Origin of the sequence: Tepidibacter thalassicus DSM 15285 (genome assembly GCF_900129915.1) — a bacterium.
Taxonomy (GTDB): domain Bacteria; phylum Bacillota; class Clostridia; order Peptostreptococcales; family Peptostreptococcaceae; genus Tepidibacter; species Tepidibacter thalassicus.
In genome coordinates, this window is record NZ_FQXH01000015.1 from 1 (window position 1) to 19,455 (window position 19,455).

17 protein-coding genes, 1 tRNA gene, 1 rRNA gene, 1 other RNA gene and 1 other annotated feature are annotated in these 19,455 nt (G+C 27.8%); of the genes, 3 read left to right on the forward strand and 17 right to left on the reverse strand.

Annotation, left to right across the window (positions count from 1 at the left end):
- A 16S ribosomal RNA gene (locus BUA19_RS07305) occupies window positions 1-291 on the reverse strand; the annotation flags it as partial.
- A 350-nt stretch (window positions 292-641) separates the two neighbouring features.
- Between BUA19_RS07305 and nhaC the strand changes: the two genes are divergently transcribed.
- Together nhaC and BUA19_RS07315 are read left to right on the forward strand one after the other, a co-directional pair.
- A complete protein-coding gene (nhaC, locus tag BUA19_RS07310; RefSeq protein WP_072725190.1) occupies window positions 642-2,063 on the forward strand; it encodes a Na+/H+ antiporter NhaC in 1,422 nt (473 codons plus the stop codon).
- 90 nt (window positions 2,064-2,153) lie between these two features.
- Window positions 2,154-2,831, forward strand: coding sequence for a metal-dependent hydrolase (locus tag BUA19_RS07315; protein WP_072725192.1), 678 nt, complete (start codon window positions 2,154-2,156; stop codon window positions 2,829-2,831).
- Window positions 2,832-2,883: 52 nt separating this feature from the next.
- Here the strand turns inward: BUA19_RS07315 and BUA19_RS07320 are convergent, their stop codons facing one another.
- On the reverse strand, window positions 2,884-3,117 hold the full coding sequence (locus BUA19_RS07320; RefSeq protein WP_072725194.1) for a glutaredoxin family protein: 234 nt from the start codon (window positions 3,115-3,117) through the stop codon (window positions 2,884-2,886).
- Window positions 3,118-3,350: 233 nt separating this feature from the next.
- Here BUA19_RS07320 and BUA19_RS07325 point away from each other — a divergent pair, with 233 nt between their 5' ends.
- Window positions 3,351-4,481: an MGDG synthase family glycosyltransferase gene (locus BUA19_RS07325; RefSeq protein WP_072725196.1), complete on the forward strand. Its 1,131-nt coding sequence runs from the start codon at window positions 3,351-3,353 to the stop codon at window positions 4,479-4,481.
- Window positions 4,482-4,507: 26 nt separating this feature from the next.
- Here the strand turns inward: BUA19_RS07325 and BUA19_RS07330 are convergent, their stop codons facing one another.
- From BUA19_RS07330 to nadA, 15 genes are all read right to left on the reverse strand, one after another.
- Entirely contained in the window at window positions 4,508-4,744 is a 237-nt protein-coding gene (locus BUA19_RS07330) for a hypothetical protein (RefSeq protein ID WP_072725198.1), read from the reverse strand.
- A complete protein-coding gene (recR, locus tag BUA19_RS07335; RefSeq protein WP_072725200.1) occupies window positions 4,745-5,344 on the reverse strand; it encodes a recombination mediator RecR in 600 nt (199 codons plus the stop codon).
- A gap of 336 nt (window positions 5,345-5,680) precedes the next feature.
- Complete coding sequence (locus tag BUA19_RS07340; protein WP_072725202.1) at window positions 5,681-6,022, reverse strand: YbaB/EbfC family nucleoid-associated protein; 342 nt, start codon at window positions 6,020-6,022, stop codon at window positions 5,681-5,683.
- A 68-nt stretch (window positions 6,023-6,090) separates the two neighbouring features.
- Window positions 6,091-7,698 carry a DNA polymerase III subunit gamma/tau gene (gene dnaX / locus BUA19_RS07345; RefSeq protein WP_072725204.1) on the reverse strand — a complete coding sequence of 536 codons (1,608 nt, stop codon included), beginning with the start codon at window positions 7,696-7,698 and terminating at the stop codon, window positions 6,091-6,093.
- A gap of 336 nt (window positions 7,699-8,034) precedes the next feature.
- Window positions 8,035-8,299: signal recognition particle sRNA large type (ffs, locus tag BUA19_RS07350), an RNA gene on the reverse strand.
- A gap of 28 nt (window positions 8,300-8,327) precedes the next feature.
- Window positions 8,328-8,418: transfer RNA gene (locus BUA19_RS07355), tRNA-Ser, on the reverse strand.
- Window positions 8,419-8,868 (reverse strand): nucleoside deaminase, encoded by a 450-nt coding sequence (locus BUA19_RS07360; protein WP_072725205.1) that lies wholly within the window; start codon window positions 8,866-8,868, stop codon window positions 8,419-8,421.
- Between the two features lie 192 nt (window positions 8,869-9,060).
- A complete protein-coding gene (gene serS / locus BUA19_RS07365) occupies window positions 9,061-10,341 on the reverse strand; it encodes a serine--tRNA ligase (RefSeq protein ID WP_072725207.1) in 1,281 nt (426 codons plus the stop codon).
- 53 nt (window positions 10,342-10,394) lie between these two features.
- Window positions 10,395-10,609 (reverse strand) — a binding site (T-box leader).
- Between the two features lie 73 nt (window positions 10,610-10,682).
- Window positions 10,683-11,276, reverse strand: coding sequence for a rubrerythrin (gene rbr, locus BUA19_RS07370; RefSeq protein WP_072725209.1), 594 nt, complete (start codon window positions 11,274-11,276; stop codon window positions 10,683-10,685).
- Window positions 11,277-11,334: 58 nt separating this feature from the next.
- Window positions 11,335-12,177, reverse strand: coding sequence for a mechanosensitive ion channel family protein (locus BUA19_RS07375; RefSeq protein ID WP_072725211.1), 843 nt, complete (start codon window positions 12,175-12,177; stop codon window positions 11,335-11,337).
- 72 nt (window positions 12,178-12,249) lie between these two features.
- The gene (locus tag BUA19_RS07380; protein ID WP_084601988.1) at window positions 12,250-15,000 is read right to left on the reverse strand and encodes a UPF0182 family membrane protein; all 2,751 of its coding nucleotides are present in this window, start codon (window positions 14,998-15,000) and stop codon (window positions 12,250-12,252) included.
- A 233-nt stretch (window positions 15,001-15,233) separates the two neighbouring features.
- On the reverse strand, window positions 15,234-16,232 hold the full coding sequence (locus BUA19_RS07385) for a PTS transporter subunit IIC (RefSeq protein WP_278280456.1): 999 nt from the start codon (window positions 16,230-16,232) through the stop codon (window positions 15,234-15,236).
- Window positions 16,233-16,244: 12 nt separating this feature from the next.
- Entirely contained in the window at window positions 16,245-17,078 is an 834-nt protein-coding gene (gene nadC / locus BUA19_RS07390) for a carboxylating nicotinate-nucleotide diphosphorylase (protein WP_072725213.1), read from the reverse strand.
- Window positions 17,068-18,531 carry an L-aspartate oxidase gene (locus tag BUA19_RS07395; RefSeq protein ID WP_242939261.1) on the reverse strand — a complete coding sequence of 488 codons (1,464 nt, stop codon included), beginning with the start codon at window positions 18,529-18,531 and terminating at the stop codon, window positions 17,068-17,070. The genes nadC and BUA19_RS07395 overlap by 11 nt, the downstream gene beginning before the upstream one ends.
- Window positions 18,521-19,423, reverse strand: coding sequence for a quinolinate synthase NadA (gene nadA, locus BUA19_RS07400; protein ID WP_072725215.1), 903 nt, complete (start codon window positions 19,421-19,423; stop codon window positions 18,521-18,523). The genes BUA19_RS07395 and nadA overlap by 11 nt, the downstream gene beginning before the upstream one ends.
- Window positions 19,424-19,455: the final 32 nt, after the last annotated feature.

A 19,455-nucleotide genomic window follows, 5' to 3' on the forward strand; every position in this document is an offset into this window, starting at 1 on the left:
CGGCTACCCATCGTCGCCTTGGTGAGCTTTTACCTCACCAACTAGCTAATGGGACGCGGGCCCATCCTATACCGCTTTCGCTTTGACTATGATAAGATGCCTTATCTTAGCTTTATCCCGTATTAGCATACCTTTCGGTATGTTATCCGTGTGTATAGGGCAGGTTACCCACGCGTTACTCACCCGTCCGCCGCTAGGTTCCAAGAGCAAGCTCTTTTCTCCTCGCTCGACTTGCATGTGTTAGGCACGCCGCCAGCGTTCATCCTGAGCCAGGATCAAACTCTCAAAACAAAATTTCGTTACTGGCTTTACCTACTGTTTAGTTTTCAAAGTTCAATTTTTTTGCCCTCTCATCGAGGACAAGTAATAATATATCATTTTTATTTTTCATTGTCAACACTTTTTTTATTTTTTTAGAGATTTCATATAAAAAGAATGCTTTTATATTGCAATTCCTTTTTATTTTATAAACCAAAGCTCTTCTACCTAAAAAACTTTTAAGTGCTAAACTTCTGTTATTTTTTAATATTATATTGATATTTGCAGCAAAGCAATATATTGAATTTTCAGAAGATTTATATTATAATATAAAAAATGTTTATTTATAATGACTAAATTTATTTTTTGGGGGGTATTATTTAATGTCAAAAGTAAAAAGAAAAGCCAATTTGCTCGAAGCTCTTATTCCTATTTTTTGTTTAATTTTATTTTTAGGCATTTCAGTATTTGTATACAAAGCATCACCTCACATTCCTTTAATATGTGGAGCAATAATTGCTGCTCTTATGGCTAATTTAAGACTTGGTTATTCATGGAATGAACTTGAAGAAGGTATTTTAAAAACAATTAACATGGCAATGCAAGCAATATTAATACTTATGATAGTAGGTACAATAATCGGAACTTGGATATTAAGCGGTGTAGTTCCTACTATGATTTTTTATGGACTAAAAATATTATCACCTGGAATATTTTTAATTGCTACTTGTTTAATATGTGCTATTGTTGCTCTTGCTACTGGATCTTCTTGGACTACAGCTGGCACTGTAGGTATTGCTCTTTTAGGTGTAGGCCAAGGTCTTGGTATTCCCAATTATATAGTTGCCGGTGCTATTATATCTGGTGCTTATTTTGGAGATAAAATGTCACCTCTATCTGATACTACAAATCTTGCTCCAGCCATGGCAGGTAGTAATCTATTTGACCATGTAAAACATATGTTATTCACAACCGCACCATCTTTAATAATATCATTGATTTTATATGGATTTATAGGTGCTAAATATTCAGGAAAAAATCTTGATCCCGCTTCTATAAATCAAATTCTAGAAACTCTATCATCTAACTTTAACATAAACCCACTACTTTTTATACCTCCACTTCTTGTAATTACAATAGTTATATTGAAAGTTCCTGCTATCCCTGGTCTTATTACAGGTTCAATTCTCGGAGGATTATTTGCATTTATATTTCAAAAATCTTCACTTGGAGATATAATAAATGCAGCTCATTACGGATTTACATCAAAAACAGGAATTGAATCAGTTGATGCTTTACTAAGTCAAGGTGGACTTGACGGAATGATGGGCACCGTATCACTTATACTATGTGCATTAGCTTTGGGAGGAATACTTGAAAAAACAGGTATGCTCGAAGTAATAGCAGAAAATATATTAAAACTAGCCAAAGGAACAGGATCTTTAATAGTTGCAACAATATTTTCATGTATATTTGTAAACTTAGTTACAGGAGAACAATACCTATCTATAGTTATACCAGGTAGAATGTATAAAAATGCTTATAGAAAAAAAGGGCTTCATCCTAAAAACTTATCAAGAGCACTCGAAGATTCTGGCACCTTAACTTCTCCACTTATTCCTTGGAATACATGTGGTGCATATATGTTTGCAACCCTTGGAGTTCATCCATTTTTATATTTAAAATTTGCTTTCTTAAATTTAATAAATCCTCTAATATCTATATTCTATGGATTTACAGGAATTACAATGGAAAAACTTCCACCAGAAGAAATATTAAAAGACGATGTTACTACAAAAAATTAGAGCCTTCTCGGCTCTTTTTTTATTTAAAATACCAAATATTAAGTAATTTCTTTAAATTTTAGTTATAATATTAATAGGGAGGTGTATCTTATGAAAATAAAATTTTTAGGTCACTCTACTTTTTTTATCCATACTGACAACTTTAATATTTTAATAGACCCATATATAAAAGATAATCCTAAATGCCCAATCCCCCTAAATGATATCCCTAAAATAGACTACATACTAGTAACCCACGGACATTCAGATCATCTAGGAGATACAGCACTACTATCCAAAAAATATAATAGCACCGTAATATGTAATTTTGAAATATACTTATACCTATCTAAATACAATATAAAATGTAAACCTATGCATATAGGGGGAAAAATATCACTAGAATTCGGAAAAGTAAAAATGACTCCTGCACTTCATGGATCTGGTATTTGCGAAGGTACTCATATAATATACGGTGGCAATCCATGTGGATTTTTACTCGAAATACAAAATAAAAAAATATACCACGCAGGAGATACAGGGCTTACAATGGATATGAATCTTTTAAAAGATGAAAATATAGATATAGCTCTACTTCCAATAGGAGGAACATTTACAATGGATATTGAAGATTGTTTAAAAGCTATAGATTTTATTAAACCAAAAATAGTAGTTCCTATGCACTACGATACATTTGAAGTTATAAAAGCAAATCCAAATGAATTAAAAGAAAAAAACACTTTTTGTATTACAAAAATACTAACTCCAGGAGAGGAATTAATATTTTAATCATATCAAAAAGACTGTTAACAACAAATTTGTTAACAGTCTAAAAATTTCTTTATTTCTGTAATAGCTCATCAATTCTATTTTTATCAAATCCTAATATTTCTTCCCCTTGTATCACAATAACAGGTACTGACATATATCCCATTTTCATTAATTTTTTTCTAGCATTAACATCTTCGGATATATTATGTTCTATATATTTCACATTTTTTTCATTAAGATAGTCCTTTGCCATATGACAATATCCACATGTATTACTTGTATATATTTCTACTGTTTTATCCATAAAAATCCTCCTTCAAGTTTTAAAATATATTTAATACATTTCCTAAAAAAACAATTTCAAACATATTTTTCAATTATAATAAGATTTTAATTTTTGGTTAGTATAATAGATAGTTTTTTTTTATTTATTATAATATAATTAGTATTACTTATACTCTATAAGTATAATATGCCCATTTTTTAAAATAGATATATATTTATTTTAAAAAGGTTATAGAATAGGGGGACTTTAATATGAAAAAAGTTTTAATACTTTCAGCATCTACAGGTGGTGGTCATAACAGAGCAGCTAAAGCAATTAAAGAAGAAATTTCAACTAAAAATATTCAATGTGAAATAATAGATAGTTTAAAATTCGTAAGTCCTACAATAGATAAAATCATTTCTAAAGGATATGAAAAATCAGCTATGTACACGCCTAAAGCATATGGCACTATCTATAAAATCTCAGATTTAAAAATAACAAAAAATGAAATAAAAAGCAATCTAATATTAAACTACATGATTAAAAAATTAAGAAAATTAATACACGAAAAAAAACCAGATGCTATAATAGGAACTCATCCATTTCCATTAATGGCTATATGTAATCTCAAAAAAAATAATATAATAAATATTCCTATAATATCCATATTAACTGATTATACAATTCATTCTACTTGGATTCAAAACGAAATAGATTGTTACATAGTTGGAGATGAATTTGTAAAATATCTTTTAATAGAAGAAGGAATAAATAAAAATACTATATATCCTTATGGAATTCCTATTGAAAAATCATTTTTAATTGACAATAAAAAAGAAATAAAAAAAGAACTCAATTTAGATGATAAATTTACAATTGTTTTAATGGGAGGAAGTTTTGGAGCCGGCAATATAAAAGAAGCTTTTTTAGATCTTTTAGAAATAAATAGAGATTTTCAAATTATAGTAATAACAGGAAAAAATATTTCTTTAAAAGAGAAAATAGAAAAAACATTATCTTCTTATAAGACAAATAAAAAAATTGTTGTCCTCCCTTTTACAAATAAAATGAATGATATTCTATCTATTTGCGACATACTTATTACAAAACCGGGAGGTCTTACAACTACTGAAGCTTTAATAAAAGAAGTTCCAATGATAATACCATATTATATTCCCGGACAAGAAGAAGAAAACCTAGATTTCCTTTTAAACAATGGAGTTGCACTAAAAACAACAGAAAAATACAACTTAAAAATGTTGATTAAACTTTTAATAGATAATCCAGATAGACTAAATAACTTAAAAAGTAATATACAAAAAATAAAAAAATTAAATTCAGCAGAAAATATAGCTAATTTAATAGAATTAAAATTAAACGAAACAAAATCACTAACTTAAAAGCCGGCAAATTGCCGGCTTTTAAACTAATCAAAATAATTATCTGGATCATAGAAATCTTCTTCATAATCATACTCAAAATTTTTATAATTATTTTTAAATACACTATTTCTCGTTTTTTGAACTTTTAATTTTTTTAATTTTGATTTCTTTTTCACGATAAACTCTATATCTTTTTCATAAACATTTTTTTCATTCATAAATTCAATACTATACCACAATCTAATGGTACTTTTATTCACTTCCTTTCTTTCAATAACCATTTACAACTCTCTTCTTCCCTCTAATGCTTTTAGGATAGTTACCTCATCTGCATATTCTAAATCTCCTCCAACAGGAAGTCCATGAGCTATTCTTGTAACTTTTATACCTAAAGGCTTTATAAGTCTAGCTAAATACATAGCCGTAGCTTCCCCTTCAATCGTTGGATTTGTTGCTAATATTATTTCTTTTACAGATTGATTACCTAATCTTTCAATAAGTTCCTTTATTTTTATCATATCAGGTCCTACTCCATCCATAGGAGATATAACTCCATGAAGAACGTGATACTTGCCTTTAAACTCTTTAGTTCTCTCCATGGCAGCTACATCTCTTGGATCTTCAACTACGCATATAACTTCTTCATCCCTATTTTTATTTGAACAAATACTGCAAGGATTTTTATCTGTTATATTGCAACATATGGAACAATATTTTATTTCTTTTTTTGCCTCAAGTATCGCATTAGAAAGCTTTTCAACATCTGAAATATTCATATTTATTACATGAAAAGCAAGCCTTTGAGCAGTTTTTTTTCCAATGCCAGGAAGCTTCGTGAATTCCTCTATAAGCCTTTCTATCGGTCCAGAGTAAATTTGCATATACTCAGCTTTGTAAAATCTATAAAAATCTAAATAAATATATAAAGATTATAGATTTTACTCATACACTCAATATTTTTACAAATATTAGTGTACATAATAGCATATCTCTACAATGCTATACCGCAAGCCAACGGTACTTTTGTTCACCTCTCTTTTTTTAATCAAGCAACTAATTTTCCATAATGAAAATGTAGAGTAGTTACTTGATTTATATTTTTATAATTAAGCATAAAGTTTTCTTTGTGTTTATTAAAAATAAGACTAAATATTTTGTTTTTGTTGGTATTTCATTAACATCTAGTTTTATTTAATAAAAACCTAATTTAATTCTATCTAAAACAATCCAGGTATATTAAGTCCACCTGTTAACTTAGCCATTTGTGAATTTACCATTTCATCTGCACTTCTCAACGCTTCATTTACAGCTGATAATACTAAATCTTGAAGCATTTCTATATCATCCGGATCCACAACTTCTGGTTTTATAATTATATCTAATATTTCTTTCTTTCCATTAGCTTTAACAATAACTGCTCCTCCACCAACAGAAGCTTCAACTTCTTTTTCTTCAAGTTCTGATTGCATTTTCTCCATTTGTTTTTGCATCTTTTGAACCTGTTTTAACATGTTATTCATATTACCAGGCATTCCTCCTGGAAATCCCTTTCTAGCCATAATCAATTAAACCTCCCTTTAAATTTAATCTAAGACATATTATAACATATAATTGTATATATTATATTTTAAACATCTGTAATAGAATTTTTAACTTCAATTATATCTTTTGGAAATACATTTTCTAAAATTTTTATTCCTTCATCTTCTTTACCTTCATCTCTAAAATCCATTAATTCAGATTTTAACGACATTTTTACTTTTAAACCTTGATTAGTTACCTCATTTATAACATTTTGTATGTAATTTTTATTTTCATCTCTATTCAATCTATCCTTAATAAATCTAAATTCATCATCAAATACTATAATAAGAGTATCATTTTCTATTTTAAAACTTTTCACCTCTCGAAGCATTGCTTGAACTGATACATTTTTATCTCTTTTTATACAATCTAAAACTTCAGGCCATAATTTTTCTATTTCTTCAACATTTGGATCCTTAACATCTTTTACTATATCTCTTCTTTTATTTTTAATTTCCTTATTTTCCTTACCCGAAATGCTAACTTGTCTTTCAATTTTAATTCCATTCCTAATTACACTTTCTATCTTTTGTATTCTCTTTAAAATAGATTCATTACTTTTGTCTAAAATTGGTTGAGACAATTTCATTATAGTTATTTCAACTAAAATTCTAGGATTAGATGAATATTTTATATTATTTTGAGCATCTGATAATATATTTATCACTCTTATTATATCATTTAAATCCAATCTTTCAGACTGACTTTTTAAAATACCTATTGTTTCAACAGGAAGATTTATTATCTCATACAATTCATCAGACACTTTACATATCATTAAATTTCTAAAATGATCCACTAAATCATCTAAAAAATGCTTTATATCTTTCCCCCAAATAATCAGTTCATTTAAAAGTTCAAGAGCCCTTTTAGCATCTTCATTTATAATATATTCACTCATCTTAAACAAAAAATCTATATTCACAGTCCCAAGCAAATTTACAACATCTTCATACTCAACTTTATTTTCACTATATGAAACACATTGATCAAGTATACTTAAAGCATCTCTTAAAGCTCCACCTGAATTTCTAGCAATTAAATTAAGAGCTTTTTCATCTATCTCTACATTAATATCTCTACATATATTTTTCATTCTCGCAATTATATCATCTACCCGTACCCTTTTAAAATCAAATTTTTGACATCTCGATAATATAGTTGCAGGTATTTTATGTGGTTCTGTTGTTGCTAATATAAATATTATATAAGAGGGAGGTTCTTCAAGAGTTTTCAAAAGAGCATTAAAAGCTCCCTGAGATAACATATGTACTTCATCTATTATGTATACCTTATATCTTCCCTTTGTAGGAGGATATTTAACATTTTCTCTTAATTCTCTTATATCATCTACCCCATTATTAGATGCTGCATCTATTTCTATTACATCCATAATACTATCTGAAAGAATACCCTTACAAACTTCACATTCATTACAAGGCTCTTCATTTTTCAAATTTAAGCAATTAACAGCTCTTGCAAATATTTTAGCAGTAGATGTTTTCCCCGTTCCTCTAGTTCCTGAAAATAAGTATGCATGAGCTATATTATTATTTTCTATCTGATTTTTTAATGTTTTTATTACATGTTCTTGCCCTATAACATCTTTAAAATTAAGCGGCCTATATATTCTGTATAATGCCTTGTTCATAAAATCACCTCTAAAATCAAAAATAAATATTGATATTGCTTATTAAAATTAATTAAAAAAAAGACTTCTGTGGGGGAAAGAAGTCTTCAAATTAGGGGAGAAATTAAAATATATATTTATTTTCATATATAATTATTCCCTTTTATCTTTATTTTTACACATAATATTTAAATAAATTTCAATCTATAAAAAAGTCTTTATTCTAAAGATTTTACAATGTAGACTTTTTTGCAACTCATAACGGAATTTATATTTATCCACAATTTAAATAGGAATATAATTTCCTATTCGTTATAAAAAAATCCCTAATCAAGGGATTAATTTTTATATTAAATGCTGTGCACCATCCTTCGTTCTAATCTCATAGACGTTACCTAAACAGTTAGCTCAATTTAGGCGCCCCTGCGACACATGAAAGTAATCACTTACCGTTGCTTCCTTCCGGACCTGGCGGGGTTCGTGAGCTTCCATTGCACAGGACCCAAACATCATCACCACTTATTTAGGTCAGCTCTACAAGAATTAGACCTCCAGATGGATTTAAACCCTGCTATAGCGGATTGCAGGTTACAAGGCACCGCTACCTCCCCGTCTAGCACAGCAAACTTATAAACTATATTAAATTCTGTTGGCGGAGAGAGCGGGATTCGAACCCGCGATACAGTTTCCTGTATACACGCTTTCCAGGCGTGCTCCTTAAACCAACTCGGACATCTCTCCTTATCGCTTTCTCAATTTTTTAAAAAATCTTTTCAATATTTTCGAAGATTTATCTTCTAATATTCCAAAAGTTACACTTATATTATCATTTAAATACTCTTTTTTAAAATTTGATTTATATTCACAATCTATAGATTTTGTATCTCTAGCTCCTATTATCAAATTTTCTATTCTTGATTGCACTATAGCTCCTAAACACATAATACAAGGCTCCATAGTTACGTATAAACTACACCCTATAAGCCTCCAACCTCCTAAAACTCGTGATGCATCCCTTATAGCAAGTATTTCTGCATGCGCCGTAGGATCTTTAAGAGTTTCTCTAAGGTTATGTGCTCTAGCTATTATTTCATTGTTTCTTACTACAACAGCTCCTACTGGTATTTCTTCTTTTAAATATGCTTTATATGCTTCTCTAAGAGCTTCTTTCATGTAAAAAGAATGATCCATTTTTCCTCCTAGACATTGTTTAGGAAAATTCATATATATTCAATATACATGACAACTTTTATAATATCATATTTGATATAATAATTCAACTCATTTATTATTGTAATAACAGTATTATTTGTTAATAAAATACAATTACAAAGGAACAAAATGAAAAAACATTTTGTTCCTTTGTAATTTTTATTATACTTCTTATTTTACAGTTATTTTTTCTATTCCACCCATGTAAGGTCTTAAAACCTCTGGAATTAAAACTGATCCATCGGCCTGCTGATAATTTTCAAGTATTGCTGCAACAGTTCTACCCACAGCAAGTCCAGACCCATTTAATGTATGAACATATTCAGCTTTAGATTTTTTATCTCTCTTAAATCTTATACCTGCTCTTCTCGCTTGGAAATCTTCAAAATTTGAACAAGAAGATATTTCTACATATCTATTATAACTTGGCATCCAAACTTCTATATCATATTTAAATGCAGCTGTAAATCCTAAATCACCAGTACATATTTTAACAACTCTATAAGGAAGTCCTAATTTTTGAAGAATTTTTTCTGCATTATTTGTAAGTTTTTCAAGCGTTTCATAAGAATCTTCTGGTTTTGTAAAATGAACTAATTCTACTTTATTAAATTGATGTTGTCTTATAATCCCTCTTGTATCTCTACCAGCTGATCCCGCTTCTGATCTAAAACACGGTGTATACGCACAGTATTGTATAGGAAGTTTATCTCCATCTATTATTTCATTTCTATGAATATTTGTAACTGGAACTTCTGCTGTTGGAATTAAAAAATACTCTTTTCCTTCAAGTTTAAACATATCTTCTTCAAATTTTGGAAGTTGCCCAGTTCCAGTAAAACTATCTCTATTTGCTATAAACGGAGGTAAAACCTCTGTATATCCATGTTCACTTGTATGAGTATCTATAAAAAAGTTTATTAATGATCTCTCAAGTCTAGCTCCTAAATCTCTATATAAAGTAAATCTTGATCCTGTTATTTTTCCTGCAGTTTCAAAATCTAATATATTCAAATTAGTTCCAATATCCCAGTGTGCTTTTGGTTCAAAGTCAAATTTTGTAGGTTCTCCCCATTTTCTTATTTCTACATTGTCATCATCTGTAGTTCCTTGTGGAACATTAGGATTAGGTACATTTGGTATTCTCATTAAATTGTATTTAATTTGCTCTTCTACTTCTTTAACTTTCTCATCAAGTTCCTTTATTTCATTTGACAATTTTTTCAATTTAACCATTGTTTCAGAAATATCTTTTCCTTCTTTTTTTAGTTTAGGTATTTCTTTAGATGCTACATTTTGTTCATTTTTCATTTGCTCAACTTTTTGAAGAAGCTCTCTCCTCTTATCATCAAGTTCTACTACTAAATCTAAATCAAAATCTTTTTCACCACGCCTTGCCATGGCTTTCTTTATTTCATCTAAATCTTTTCTTATTCTTTTTATATCTAACATCCGCTATACCTCCTTTAAATTTTTATACCAAAACAAAAAAGCCTTCATCCCTATAAAGGGACGAAAGCTATAATCTTCCGCGTTGCCACCCTGATTGGTTAATATCAAACCCTCTCAAAGTCTTTAACGGCGACTAAACCGATTAAACCTACTTAATTTCAGTTTAACAGCTCTGGAACGGATTCAAAAACAATTGCCATGAGTTCTCACCAACCACTCACTCTCTGAAGACAATTAATTTTTTACTATTTTCCTTCATAGCTTTTAGGGTTATTACTATCTATTTGTCCTATATTATACTCACTTTTAGAAATTATTTCAAGTATAAAATGTAAAAATTATTAATAATTCTCACAGTGCATTTCAAAATAGTACTGCTCTACTTTACAAGCTGGACACATTTTTGGAGCAGACTCCCCTTCGTGCACATATCCACAATTTCTACACTTCCATTCAACTTTATTGTCTTTTTTAAACACTTTATTCTCTTCAACATTTTTAGCAAGCTTTAAATATCTAGCTTCATGCTTGGCTTCAATTTTTGCTATCATCTTAAAAGATACTGCAATATCTTTAAATCCCTCTTCTTCAGCTATCTTAGCGAATTCTGGATATATCTTGTCCCATTCTTCATTTTCTCCCATAGCTGCCGCCTTTAAATTTTCTAAAGTAGTCCCCATGGCAACTGGATATGCAGTGCTAATATCTACTGTAGATGGAAAATCATCTCCTTCCAAGCCATCTCTTAAATGATTAAAAAATATTTCGGCATGAGCCTTTTCGTTATCCGCTGTTTCTAAAAACAATTCTGCTATCTGATCATATCCTTCTTCTATTGCTCTTTCAGCATAAAAAGTATATCTATTTCTAGCTTGTGATTCCCCAGCAAAAGCTTTCATTAAATTTTCCAATGTTTTTGTTCCCTTTAACTTCATTTAATACACCCCTTCAATTAATATTTATTACTTATTATTTTTCCACATTTAATGTAATTTAATCATTTTTTTCTTCTTTTATTTGTTTATGATATACAACTCTCTGAGGGTATGGAATTTCTATGCCATTTTTATCAAAATCATACTTTATTTTTTCCATTAAACTGTAATATACATCCCAATAATCTTCAGTTTTCACCCATGGTCTTGCAGCTATATTTACACAACTATCAGCAAATTCATAAACTCCTATTACAGGCTTTGGATCTTTTAAAACTCTTTCTTCTTCATTAAACACCTTTTCTATAATATTTTTTGCGGTTCTTATATCGCTATCATAAGATATTCCAAATACAAAATCTATTCTTCTTTTATCTTGAAAAGTAAAATTAATTATATTATCTGATGTAAGTTTAGAATTAGGCACTATTATTGTTTTATTATCAGGCGTTTTAAGTATTGTATTAAATATCTGCATTTCAACTACTGTACCTTCTGTACCTGCTCCTTGTATATAATCATTTGTCCTAAAAGGTTTAAATATCAATATCAAAATACCCGATGCAAAATTAGAAAGAGAATCTTGAAAAGCAAGACCTATAGCAAATCCAGAAGCTCCAAGAACTGCTACAAAAGATGTTGTAGACATACCAAGCTTATTTAAAGCAGATACTCCAACAAACACAAGACAAAGAACATAAACAAGTTGAGATATAAACGCCACTAAAGAAACATCTATATTTGATTTTTGAAGAAACTTTTTTGTTAAATTCTTTACTTTTTTAGAAATATAAAAACCAATAACGATTATAAAAATAGAACCCAAAATATTAAATCCATAATCTGCAACATATTTTATAAAATCAACTTGAATGTCTTGAAATATCTTTAATGTCTTCATAAACCATACTCCTTTTTATATATTTAAAAAGTCCCAATATTATTTTAAACTAATATGGGACTTTTAATTTAACTACTTAACAGGTTCTTTAAGTTTTTTTAGAATTTCACCTAATTCATTTATATATTGACCATATTTTGAAAAATCACCATTTTTAATAGATTGTTGAGCTTTTTCGTAAATATCATTTGCCTTTTTAATTAATTCATCTTTATTTAAATTAATTATATCCTTATCAGTTGCATCTGGTAAAGTAATTTCTTGATTTCCTTTAAACATAGCATTTAATGCATCTTCTAAAGTATCTCTCATAACAACCCTATCTTTATATGCTACAAATATTTTTTCTACAGCAGGTATACTATTTTTAGAATCTGATTTTATATAAAGAGGTTCAACATATAAAATTGAATTTTCAATAGGTATAGTTAAAAGATTTCCCCTTATAACTTTAGAACCTCCTGTATTCCACTGTGTTAAATCTTTAGATATTTCTGGGTCTTTATCAATCTTTGCTTCTACTTGCTCAGGTCCTAATATATTCTTTTCTTTAGGAAACTTATATACTATAAGTTCTCCATATTTATTTTTATCATTTCTTGCGACAAATAAAGCTGTCATATTTTGTTTTCCTCTTGGAGTATACGGTATTGTCAATAAAAACTCTGCTTCTTTTTCTTTTGGAAGTTTAAATGTAATGTAGTTTGATTCCATATCTTCCGATTCTTTTCCTTCTTTTCTAGCCTCTTTTGCAACTTCCCACTTATCTTCCTTGTTATAAAATACTCCAGTATCTTTCATATGATAAGTTTCATATACTTTAGCTTGTATATCAAATAATGTTTGAGGATATCTTATATGTTCTTTTATATCTTTTGGCATCTTATCTATTGACTTAAACAAATCCGGAAAAATTTTTGAATATGTTTTTATTATAGGATCATTTTTATCTATTAAATAAAAATCAGTATCCCCATTATAAGCATCTATAACCACTTTAAATGAATTTCTTATATAATTTATCCCATTATCTGAATAAGGTTGAGAATATGGATATTTAGAAGTATATGTATATCCATCTATAATCCAATAAAGTTTTCCATTTACTAAAACAATATACGGGTCTTGATCAAAAGATAAAAAAGGAGCTATTTTTTTAACTCTATCATTTATATTTCTATTTAATATTATTTTACTATTTGAATTTAAACTTCCAGCTACTAAAAGCTTAAAACTTTTTTGATCTATTGCATATAAAAGTCTATTAAAAGGATTTAATTTTATTCCAGCTTTTCCTTTATATTCTGTAAAAGCATTTGTTTCTCCTTTTGGATAATCAAATTCTTTTTCTGAAGTATTAGTAATTATATAATCATTTGTAAGTTCTCCAAAATATATTTCAGGTCTTGTAATTTTTAAACTATCTACATTTGATACTGGTGGTATATTTTTTATTATCATGTTAGGTTCTCCACCAGGAGTTACTTCATTAACAGGAGACATTGTTATACCATATCCATGTGTATACTTTATATGTTGATTAAGCCATGTTTTTGCTTGACTTTCAAGTTTTTCCTTATTTATTTCCCTTGGAGATAAAAATACTTGAGTTAATTTTCCATTTATTATATATCTATCTATATCAATATCATCAAACGTATAATATGTTCTTATACTTTGAAGTTGATTATACGTTTCTTTAGTAGGTCTATAATCATTTATACTTATATTTTTTAAAGTCTGTTCATTTTTTAATATATCTTCTATCGTTATATTTTGCTCTGCCAAAAAATTTTCCTCTTTTACCTTATCTAAATTATAAGCTTTTTTAGTATAGTTTATATTATATTCCAAAAATTTCTTCTCCTTAGCAATTTCATTAGGAGATACTATAAAATTTTGAACTGCATTTTCAACAACAGATGCACCTATACTTATAATTATCAAAAGAACAGGTCCAATTAAAGCTATTTTTAATTTTTTTCTAATATAAGCAATAATTATAAATACAGCTGAAACTATACCGATTACAGCTTGAAGTCTGTATACTAACAAATTTACTTTTATATCCGTATAACTTGCTCCATAAGCAACTCCTCTTGGAGAATACAAAAGATTAAAAGTAGCCAAATAACTTTTAATAGCTATTATCACAAAAAATACAACCCCTATAATAGCTATTTGATTTAAAGCTAAATTCACTACATTTCTGATTGTATCTCCAAAACTAGAAAAATCACTTATATTTCTTACATTATCAAATTCTCCAAATTTATGAAATTTCTTAAATGATGCTAACATTAAATAGTAAATAATCGTTACTATAAATAAAAATATCAAAAATCCTATTAATATATTTAATATTTGATTTATTAATGGCAATTTAAATACATAATACGATATATCTTTATTAAATATAGGGTCTTTTATATTAAAAGATGTGGAATTTTTAAACTGAAGTATCTCCATCCAAAGACTAGATGATATTCTCATACTAAAAAATAAAGATATAAACATTGCCCCTATAATTGTTATTATATTTATAAGTTTTTCTTCGCTTTTGTTAACTATAATATTCATATGAGAGTAATAGCTCTTTTTTATGCTAATTAAATAGAGATATATTATAAAACTCAGTATAAAAAACAAAGGAACTCCTATATATAACTTTGAAAACATTTGTCTTATAAACGTAGATGTATAACCGACTTCTTTAAACCAATTGTAATCTGCTAAAAAAGTTACTATTTGAGAAAAAAATCCAAATACAGTAACTATAATTAATACAAAAAACGATGTAAGTATTTTTTTAGATTTACTCAAAATTTTTCCTCCTTCCCTTTTGGAAAAATATTCATATAATAAATTTTGTTGATAATAGTATATCAAAAAATATATTTTTTATATACATTAATTTATAAAAAAGTCTTTATTCTAAAGATTTTACAATGTAGACTTTTTTGCAACTCATAACGGAATTTATATTTATCCACAATTTAAATAGGAATATAATTTCCTATTCATTATAAAAAAGTCGATAGTACAACACTATCGACTTAACTGTTAATTTTCATATCTCCGTATTTTATATATCCTTTTTTTCTCATAAACTCAGATATTAAAAATGTGATAATTGAAGGAAGAATAAAGTGAAGAATTAATATATTAGTTATAGAGCTTTTTCCCATTACAGCCATGGTTGAAATCTGACCAACAAGACCACTAGTACCCATGCCAGCTCCTATACTATTTGTTTTCATCTTAAATACAGTAGTAGATAATGGTCCTAAAATAGCACTTGTAAGTATAGGTGGTATCCAAATAAAAGGATTTTTTATTATATTTGGAACTTGAAGCATTGAAGTTCCAAATCCCTGTGCTATAAATCCTCCAAATCCATTTTCTTTATACGAAGAAACTGCAAATCCTATCATTTGAGCACAACATCCAACAAGTGCAGCTCCAGCTGCAAGTCCATTAAGACCTAAAGCTATAGAAAGTGCTGCTGAACTTATAGGGAGTGTTAAAATCATTCCCATTGTAATAGCTAGTATTATCCCCATAGGTATAGGTTTTAATTCTGTAGCTTTATTTATAAAATCTCCTAAAGCAATCATCATTGACGATATTACTGGAGATATAAATACTCCAACAAATCCTCCAATAATTATTACAGTTGCTGGAACTAACACTATATCTACTTTAGTTTTACCTGAAATTAATCTTCCTATTTCAGCTCCAATTAATGATGCAACAAAGGCGCCTACAGGATCTCCTATTTTCAACATTGCTCCAGCTTCTGTTAAATTAACAGTTTGAGCGCCTATTCCCCCTGTAATTAAAGATGCAAATATTACAAGAGGAGATGCTCCCAAAGAATATGCTACTCCAGCTCCTATTGCCGGTCCCATCAAAAATTGAGCAGTTTTTCCAAATGTCGATATGCTATTTAAATTATATAGATCGCCAATTTGCTTTAATATAAGTCCTATTATAAGCGATGAAAAAAGTCCAAGAGCCATTCCATTTAAAGTTTTTGTAAAATATTCTCTCACAATAACCCTCCATTATATTATTTTCATAGATATATCTAAAGATTTAAATGAATGTGTTAATGCTCCCATAGATATAATATCTACTCCTGTTTTAGCTACATCAACTATATTTTCTTCATTTATATTCCCTGACGCTTCTAATATGCTTTTATTGTTGTTTATTTTTACTGCTTTTTTCATTTCATCTATACTCATATTATCAAGCAATATTATATCCACGTTTAAATCTAAAGCTTCTTTCAATTCATCTAAATTTTTAACTTCTACTTCTATCTTTACAGTATGACCTATTTTATATTTTATTTTATTTACAGCTTCTCTTATACTTCCTAAAGCTTTTATATGATTGTCTTTTATCATTATAGATTCTGATAAATTATATCTATGATTATATCCTCCGCCTATTTTTACTGCATATTTCTCTAATACCCTCATATTTGGAGTGGTTTTTCTTGTATCCACTATCTTTACATTATATCCTTTCACTAAATTAACTATTTTATTAGTTTTAGTAGCTATTCCAGAAAGCCTCTGTATTATATTAAGAGATACTCGTTCTCCCTTTAATATATTTTTAGTACTTCCTTCAACCGTTGCTATTATATCTCCTTTTTTTACAAATTCACCATCATTTCGTAACACGTGAAACTTTATTTTTTCATCTAATATAAAAAATACTCTTTTTGCTACTTCAATTCCACAAATTATTCCATCTTCTTTCGCTAAAAATTTTCCCTTTGAAATATGATTATCTTCTATTAAATTATCTGTTGTAATGTCTATATAGTTTATATCTTCTATCAATGCACTTTTTATAATATTATCTATTATTAAATTATTTACCATTTTTCAAACTCTCCTCTAACACCAATTTTGATATTATTGCCATATTTCTAGTTTCATAATAGTGCACATCTTTTATATAATTATTATTTTCTAATTGTTTTAATATCTGCTTTATTTTTTTTATTCCTTCTTCAGCTTCATTTTTGTTTAAATTGACAAAATACGATTTCTGCATTATATTTTGTATTTCATTTTTGTATTTACAATCTAATTTTATATTTCCAATTATATGTTCACATTTTAATTTACTATCTATTTTTAAATTTACTTTTCCTTTTTTATTTATATTTTGTGCTGCTCTTCTTGAAAATACTAATCCTTCTAATAATGAATTACTTGCAAGCCTATTATTTCCATGAACTCCAGTATGAGAACATTCTCCTACAGCATATAAATTATCTACGCTGCTTTGAGCATTTTTATCTACATCTATACCTCCCATTAAATAGTGCTGCGAAGGATATACAGGTATTTTATCTTTTGTAATATCAATTTTATATTTTAAGCAATTTCTGTATATATTTGGAAATCTGTTTTTTATAAATTCATCGTCTTTATAAGATATATCTAAGTATATTTTTTCAGATTTAGTTTTATTAATTTCTTCAATAATAGCTTTTGATACTACATCTCTAGGTGCAAGTTCTCCTCTCTTATCGTATTTATTCATAAACCTTTCAAATTTATTATTTAATAAAAAAGCTCCTTCTCCTCTTACTGCTTCCGATATTAAAAATCTTTCATTATTTTCTACATTTAAAGCTGTTGGGTGAAATTGAATTAAATCAAGTCCTTTTATATTAGCTCCTAAAATATGAGCCATGGCAATTCCATCTCCAGTTGCTATTGCCGAATTTGTTGTATATTTATATATTTTTCCTATTCCACCAGTAGCAAGTACTAGATAGTTAGTATAATATACATAATTTTTATTATCTTTTAATACATTCAATTTAAATAATTTATCTTTTTTTATATTAGCCAAAAATGCATTTTCTAATATTTCTATGTTTATTTTATTTTTTACATTTTTAATCAACTTATTTATTATTTCACTTCCAGTTTTATCTTTATAGTGTACTATTCTTCTTTTACTATGAGCTCCTTCAAGTGTTTTTAAAAGATTACCTTCTATATCTTTATCAAATTCAACTCCTAAATTTAATAATTTTTCTATATCTTTCGGTCCTTCTTCTACCATTATTTCTAAGTTATCTAAATTATTTTTATAATTTCCTGCAACTAAAGTATCTTCAATATGATATTCAAATTTATCATTTTTATCAAGAACAACAGCTACTCCACCTTGTGCTAATGAAGTATTATTTAAATCTAATTCTCTTTTTGATAATAATAATACTTTAAATTTTTCATCCAAATTAAGACATGTATATAATCCTGCTATCCCAGAGCCTACAACAATAACATCATAAAGCATTCTATTACTTTGCAAGTCTTATCATCTCTTTTATACTATTCAAAGCTTTAACTCTTAAATTTTCTTCTATTTCTATATTCAACCCACCTTTTCCGGTCACAGCATTATATACATCTTCTAACGTAGTCTTTTTCATATTTATACATATTAAATTTGGAGATAATAAATCAAATTTTTTATCTGGATTTAAATCTCTTAAAACATGTAAAACTCCTGTTTCTGTTCCAATTATTATTCTCTTTTTATCAATACTTTTTGCATATTCTATTATTTCAGATGTTGATCCAACAAAATCAGCTAAATCTACTACTTCTTTTCTACATTCTGGATGAACAAGTATAGGAGCATCTGGATATTTATTTTTCATGTTTATAACTTCTTCTTTAGTAACTCTATCGTGAACATTACAATATCCATTCCAAGATATTATATTTTTATCTTTTATTTTTTTAGATATATAATTTCCTAAATTCATATCCGGAACAAATAATATGTTTTTTTCCTCCAACGAATCTATTATTTTAACAGCAGTTGAAGATGTTACACATACATCTACACAAGCCTTAATATCAGTAGTAGTGTTTATATAAGCTACTATTTTAAAATCAGGATGAGTCTTTTTAAATTCTATTATATCTTCTGGACTTATCATATGAGCCATGGGACATAAAGCTTCTTCTACTGGCAATATTACTTTTTTATCTGGAGATAGTATTTTTGTAGTTTCTGCCATAAATTTAACTCCACAAAAAATAATAGTTTCACAATCAACTTCTTTTGAAAGCTTACTCAAATAAAAAGAATCTCCTATATAATCTGCAACTTGTTGAACTTCATGATTTTGATAGTTATGAGCAAATATTTTAATGTTTTTCTCCTTTTTTAATCTTGCTATTTCTTCTAGCATTTCTATTCCTCCTTATAATAATTACGTGTATA

Coding starts and splice junctions, on each gene's coding strand:
- nhaC (WP_072725190.1), top strand. CDS start 642: ATGTCAAAAGTAAAAAGAAAAGCCAATTTGCTCGAAGCTCTTATTCCT.
- BUA19_RS07315 (WP_072725192.1), top strand. CDS start 2,154: ATGAAAATAAAATTTTTAGGTCACTCTACTTTTTTTATCCATACTGAC.
- BUA19_RS07320 (WP_072725194.1), bottom strand. CDS start 3,117: ATGGATAAAACAGTAGAAATATATACAAGTAATACATGTGGATATTGT.
- BUA19_RS07325 (WP_072725196.1), top strand. CDS start 3,351: ATGAAAAAAGTTTTAATACTTTCAGCATCTACAGGTGGTGGTCATAAC.
- BUA19_RS07330 (WP_072725198.1), bottom strand. CDS start 4,744: ATGGTTATTGAAAGAAAGGAAGTGAATAAAAGTACCATTAGATTGTGG.
- recR (WP_072725200.1), bottom strand. CDS start 5,344: ATGCAAATTTACTCTGGACCGATAGAAAGGCTTATAGAGGAATTCACG.
- BUA19_RS07340 (WP_072725202.1), bottom strand. CDS start 6,022: ATGGCTAGAAAGGGATTTCCAGGAGGAATGCCTGGTAATATGAATAAC.
- dnaX (WP_072725204.1), bottom strand. CDS start 7,698: ATGAACAAGGCATTATACAGAATATATAGGCCGCTTAATTTTAAAGAT.
- BUA19_RS07360 (WP_072725205.1), bottom strand. CDS start 8,868: ATGGATCATTCTTTTTACATGAAAGAAGCTCTTAGAGAAGCATATAAA.
- serS (WP_072725207.1), bottom strand. CDS start 10,341: ATGTTAGATATAAAAAGAATAAGAAAAGATTTAGATGAAATAAAGAAA.
- rbr (WP_072725209.1), bottom strand. CDS start 11,276: ATGAAGTTAAAGGGAACAAAAACATTGGAAAATTTAATGAAAGCTTTT.
- BUA19_RS07375 (WP_072725211.1), bottom strand. CDS start 12,177: ATGAAGACATTAAAGATATTTCAAGACATTCAAGTTGATTTTATAAAA.
- nadC (WP_072725213.1), bottom strand. CDS start 17,078: ATGGTAAATAATTTAATAATAGATAATATTATAAAAAGTGCATTGATA.
- nadA (WP_072725215.1), bottom strand. CDS start 19,423: ATGCTAGAAGAAATAGCAAGATTAAAAAAGGAGAAAAACATTAAAATA.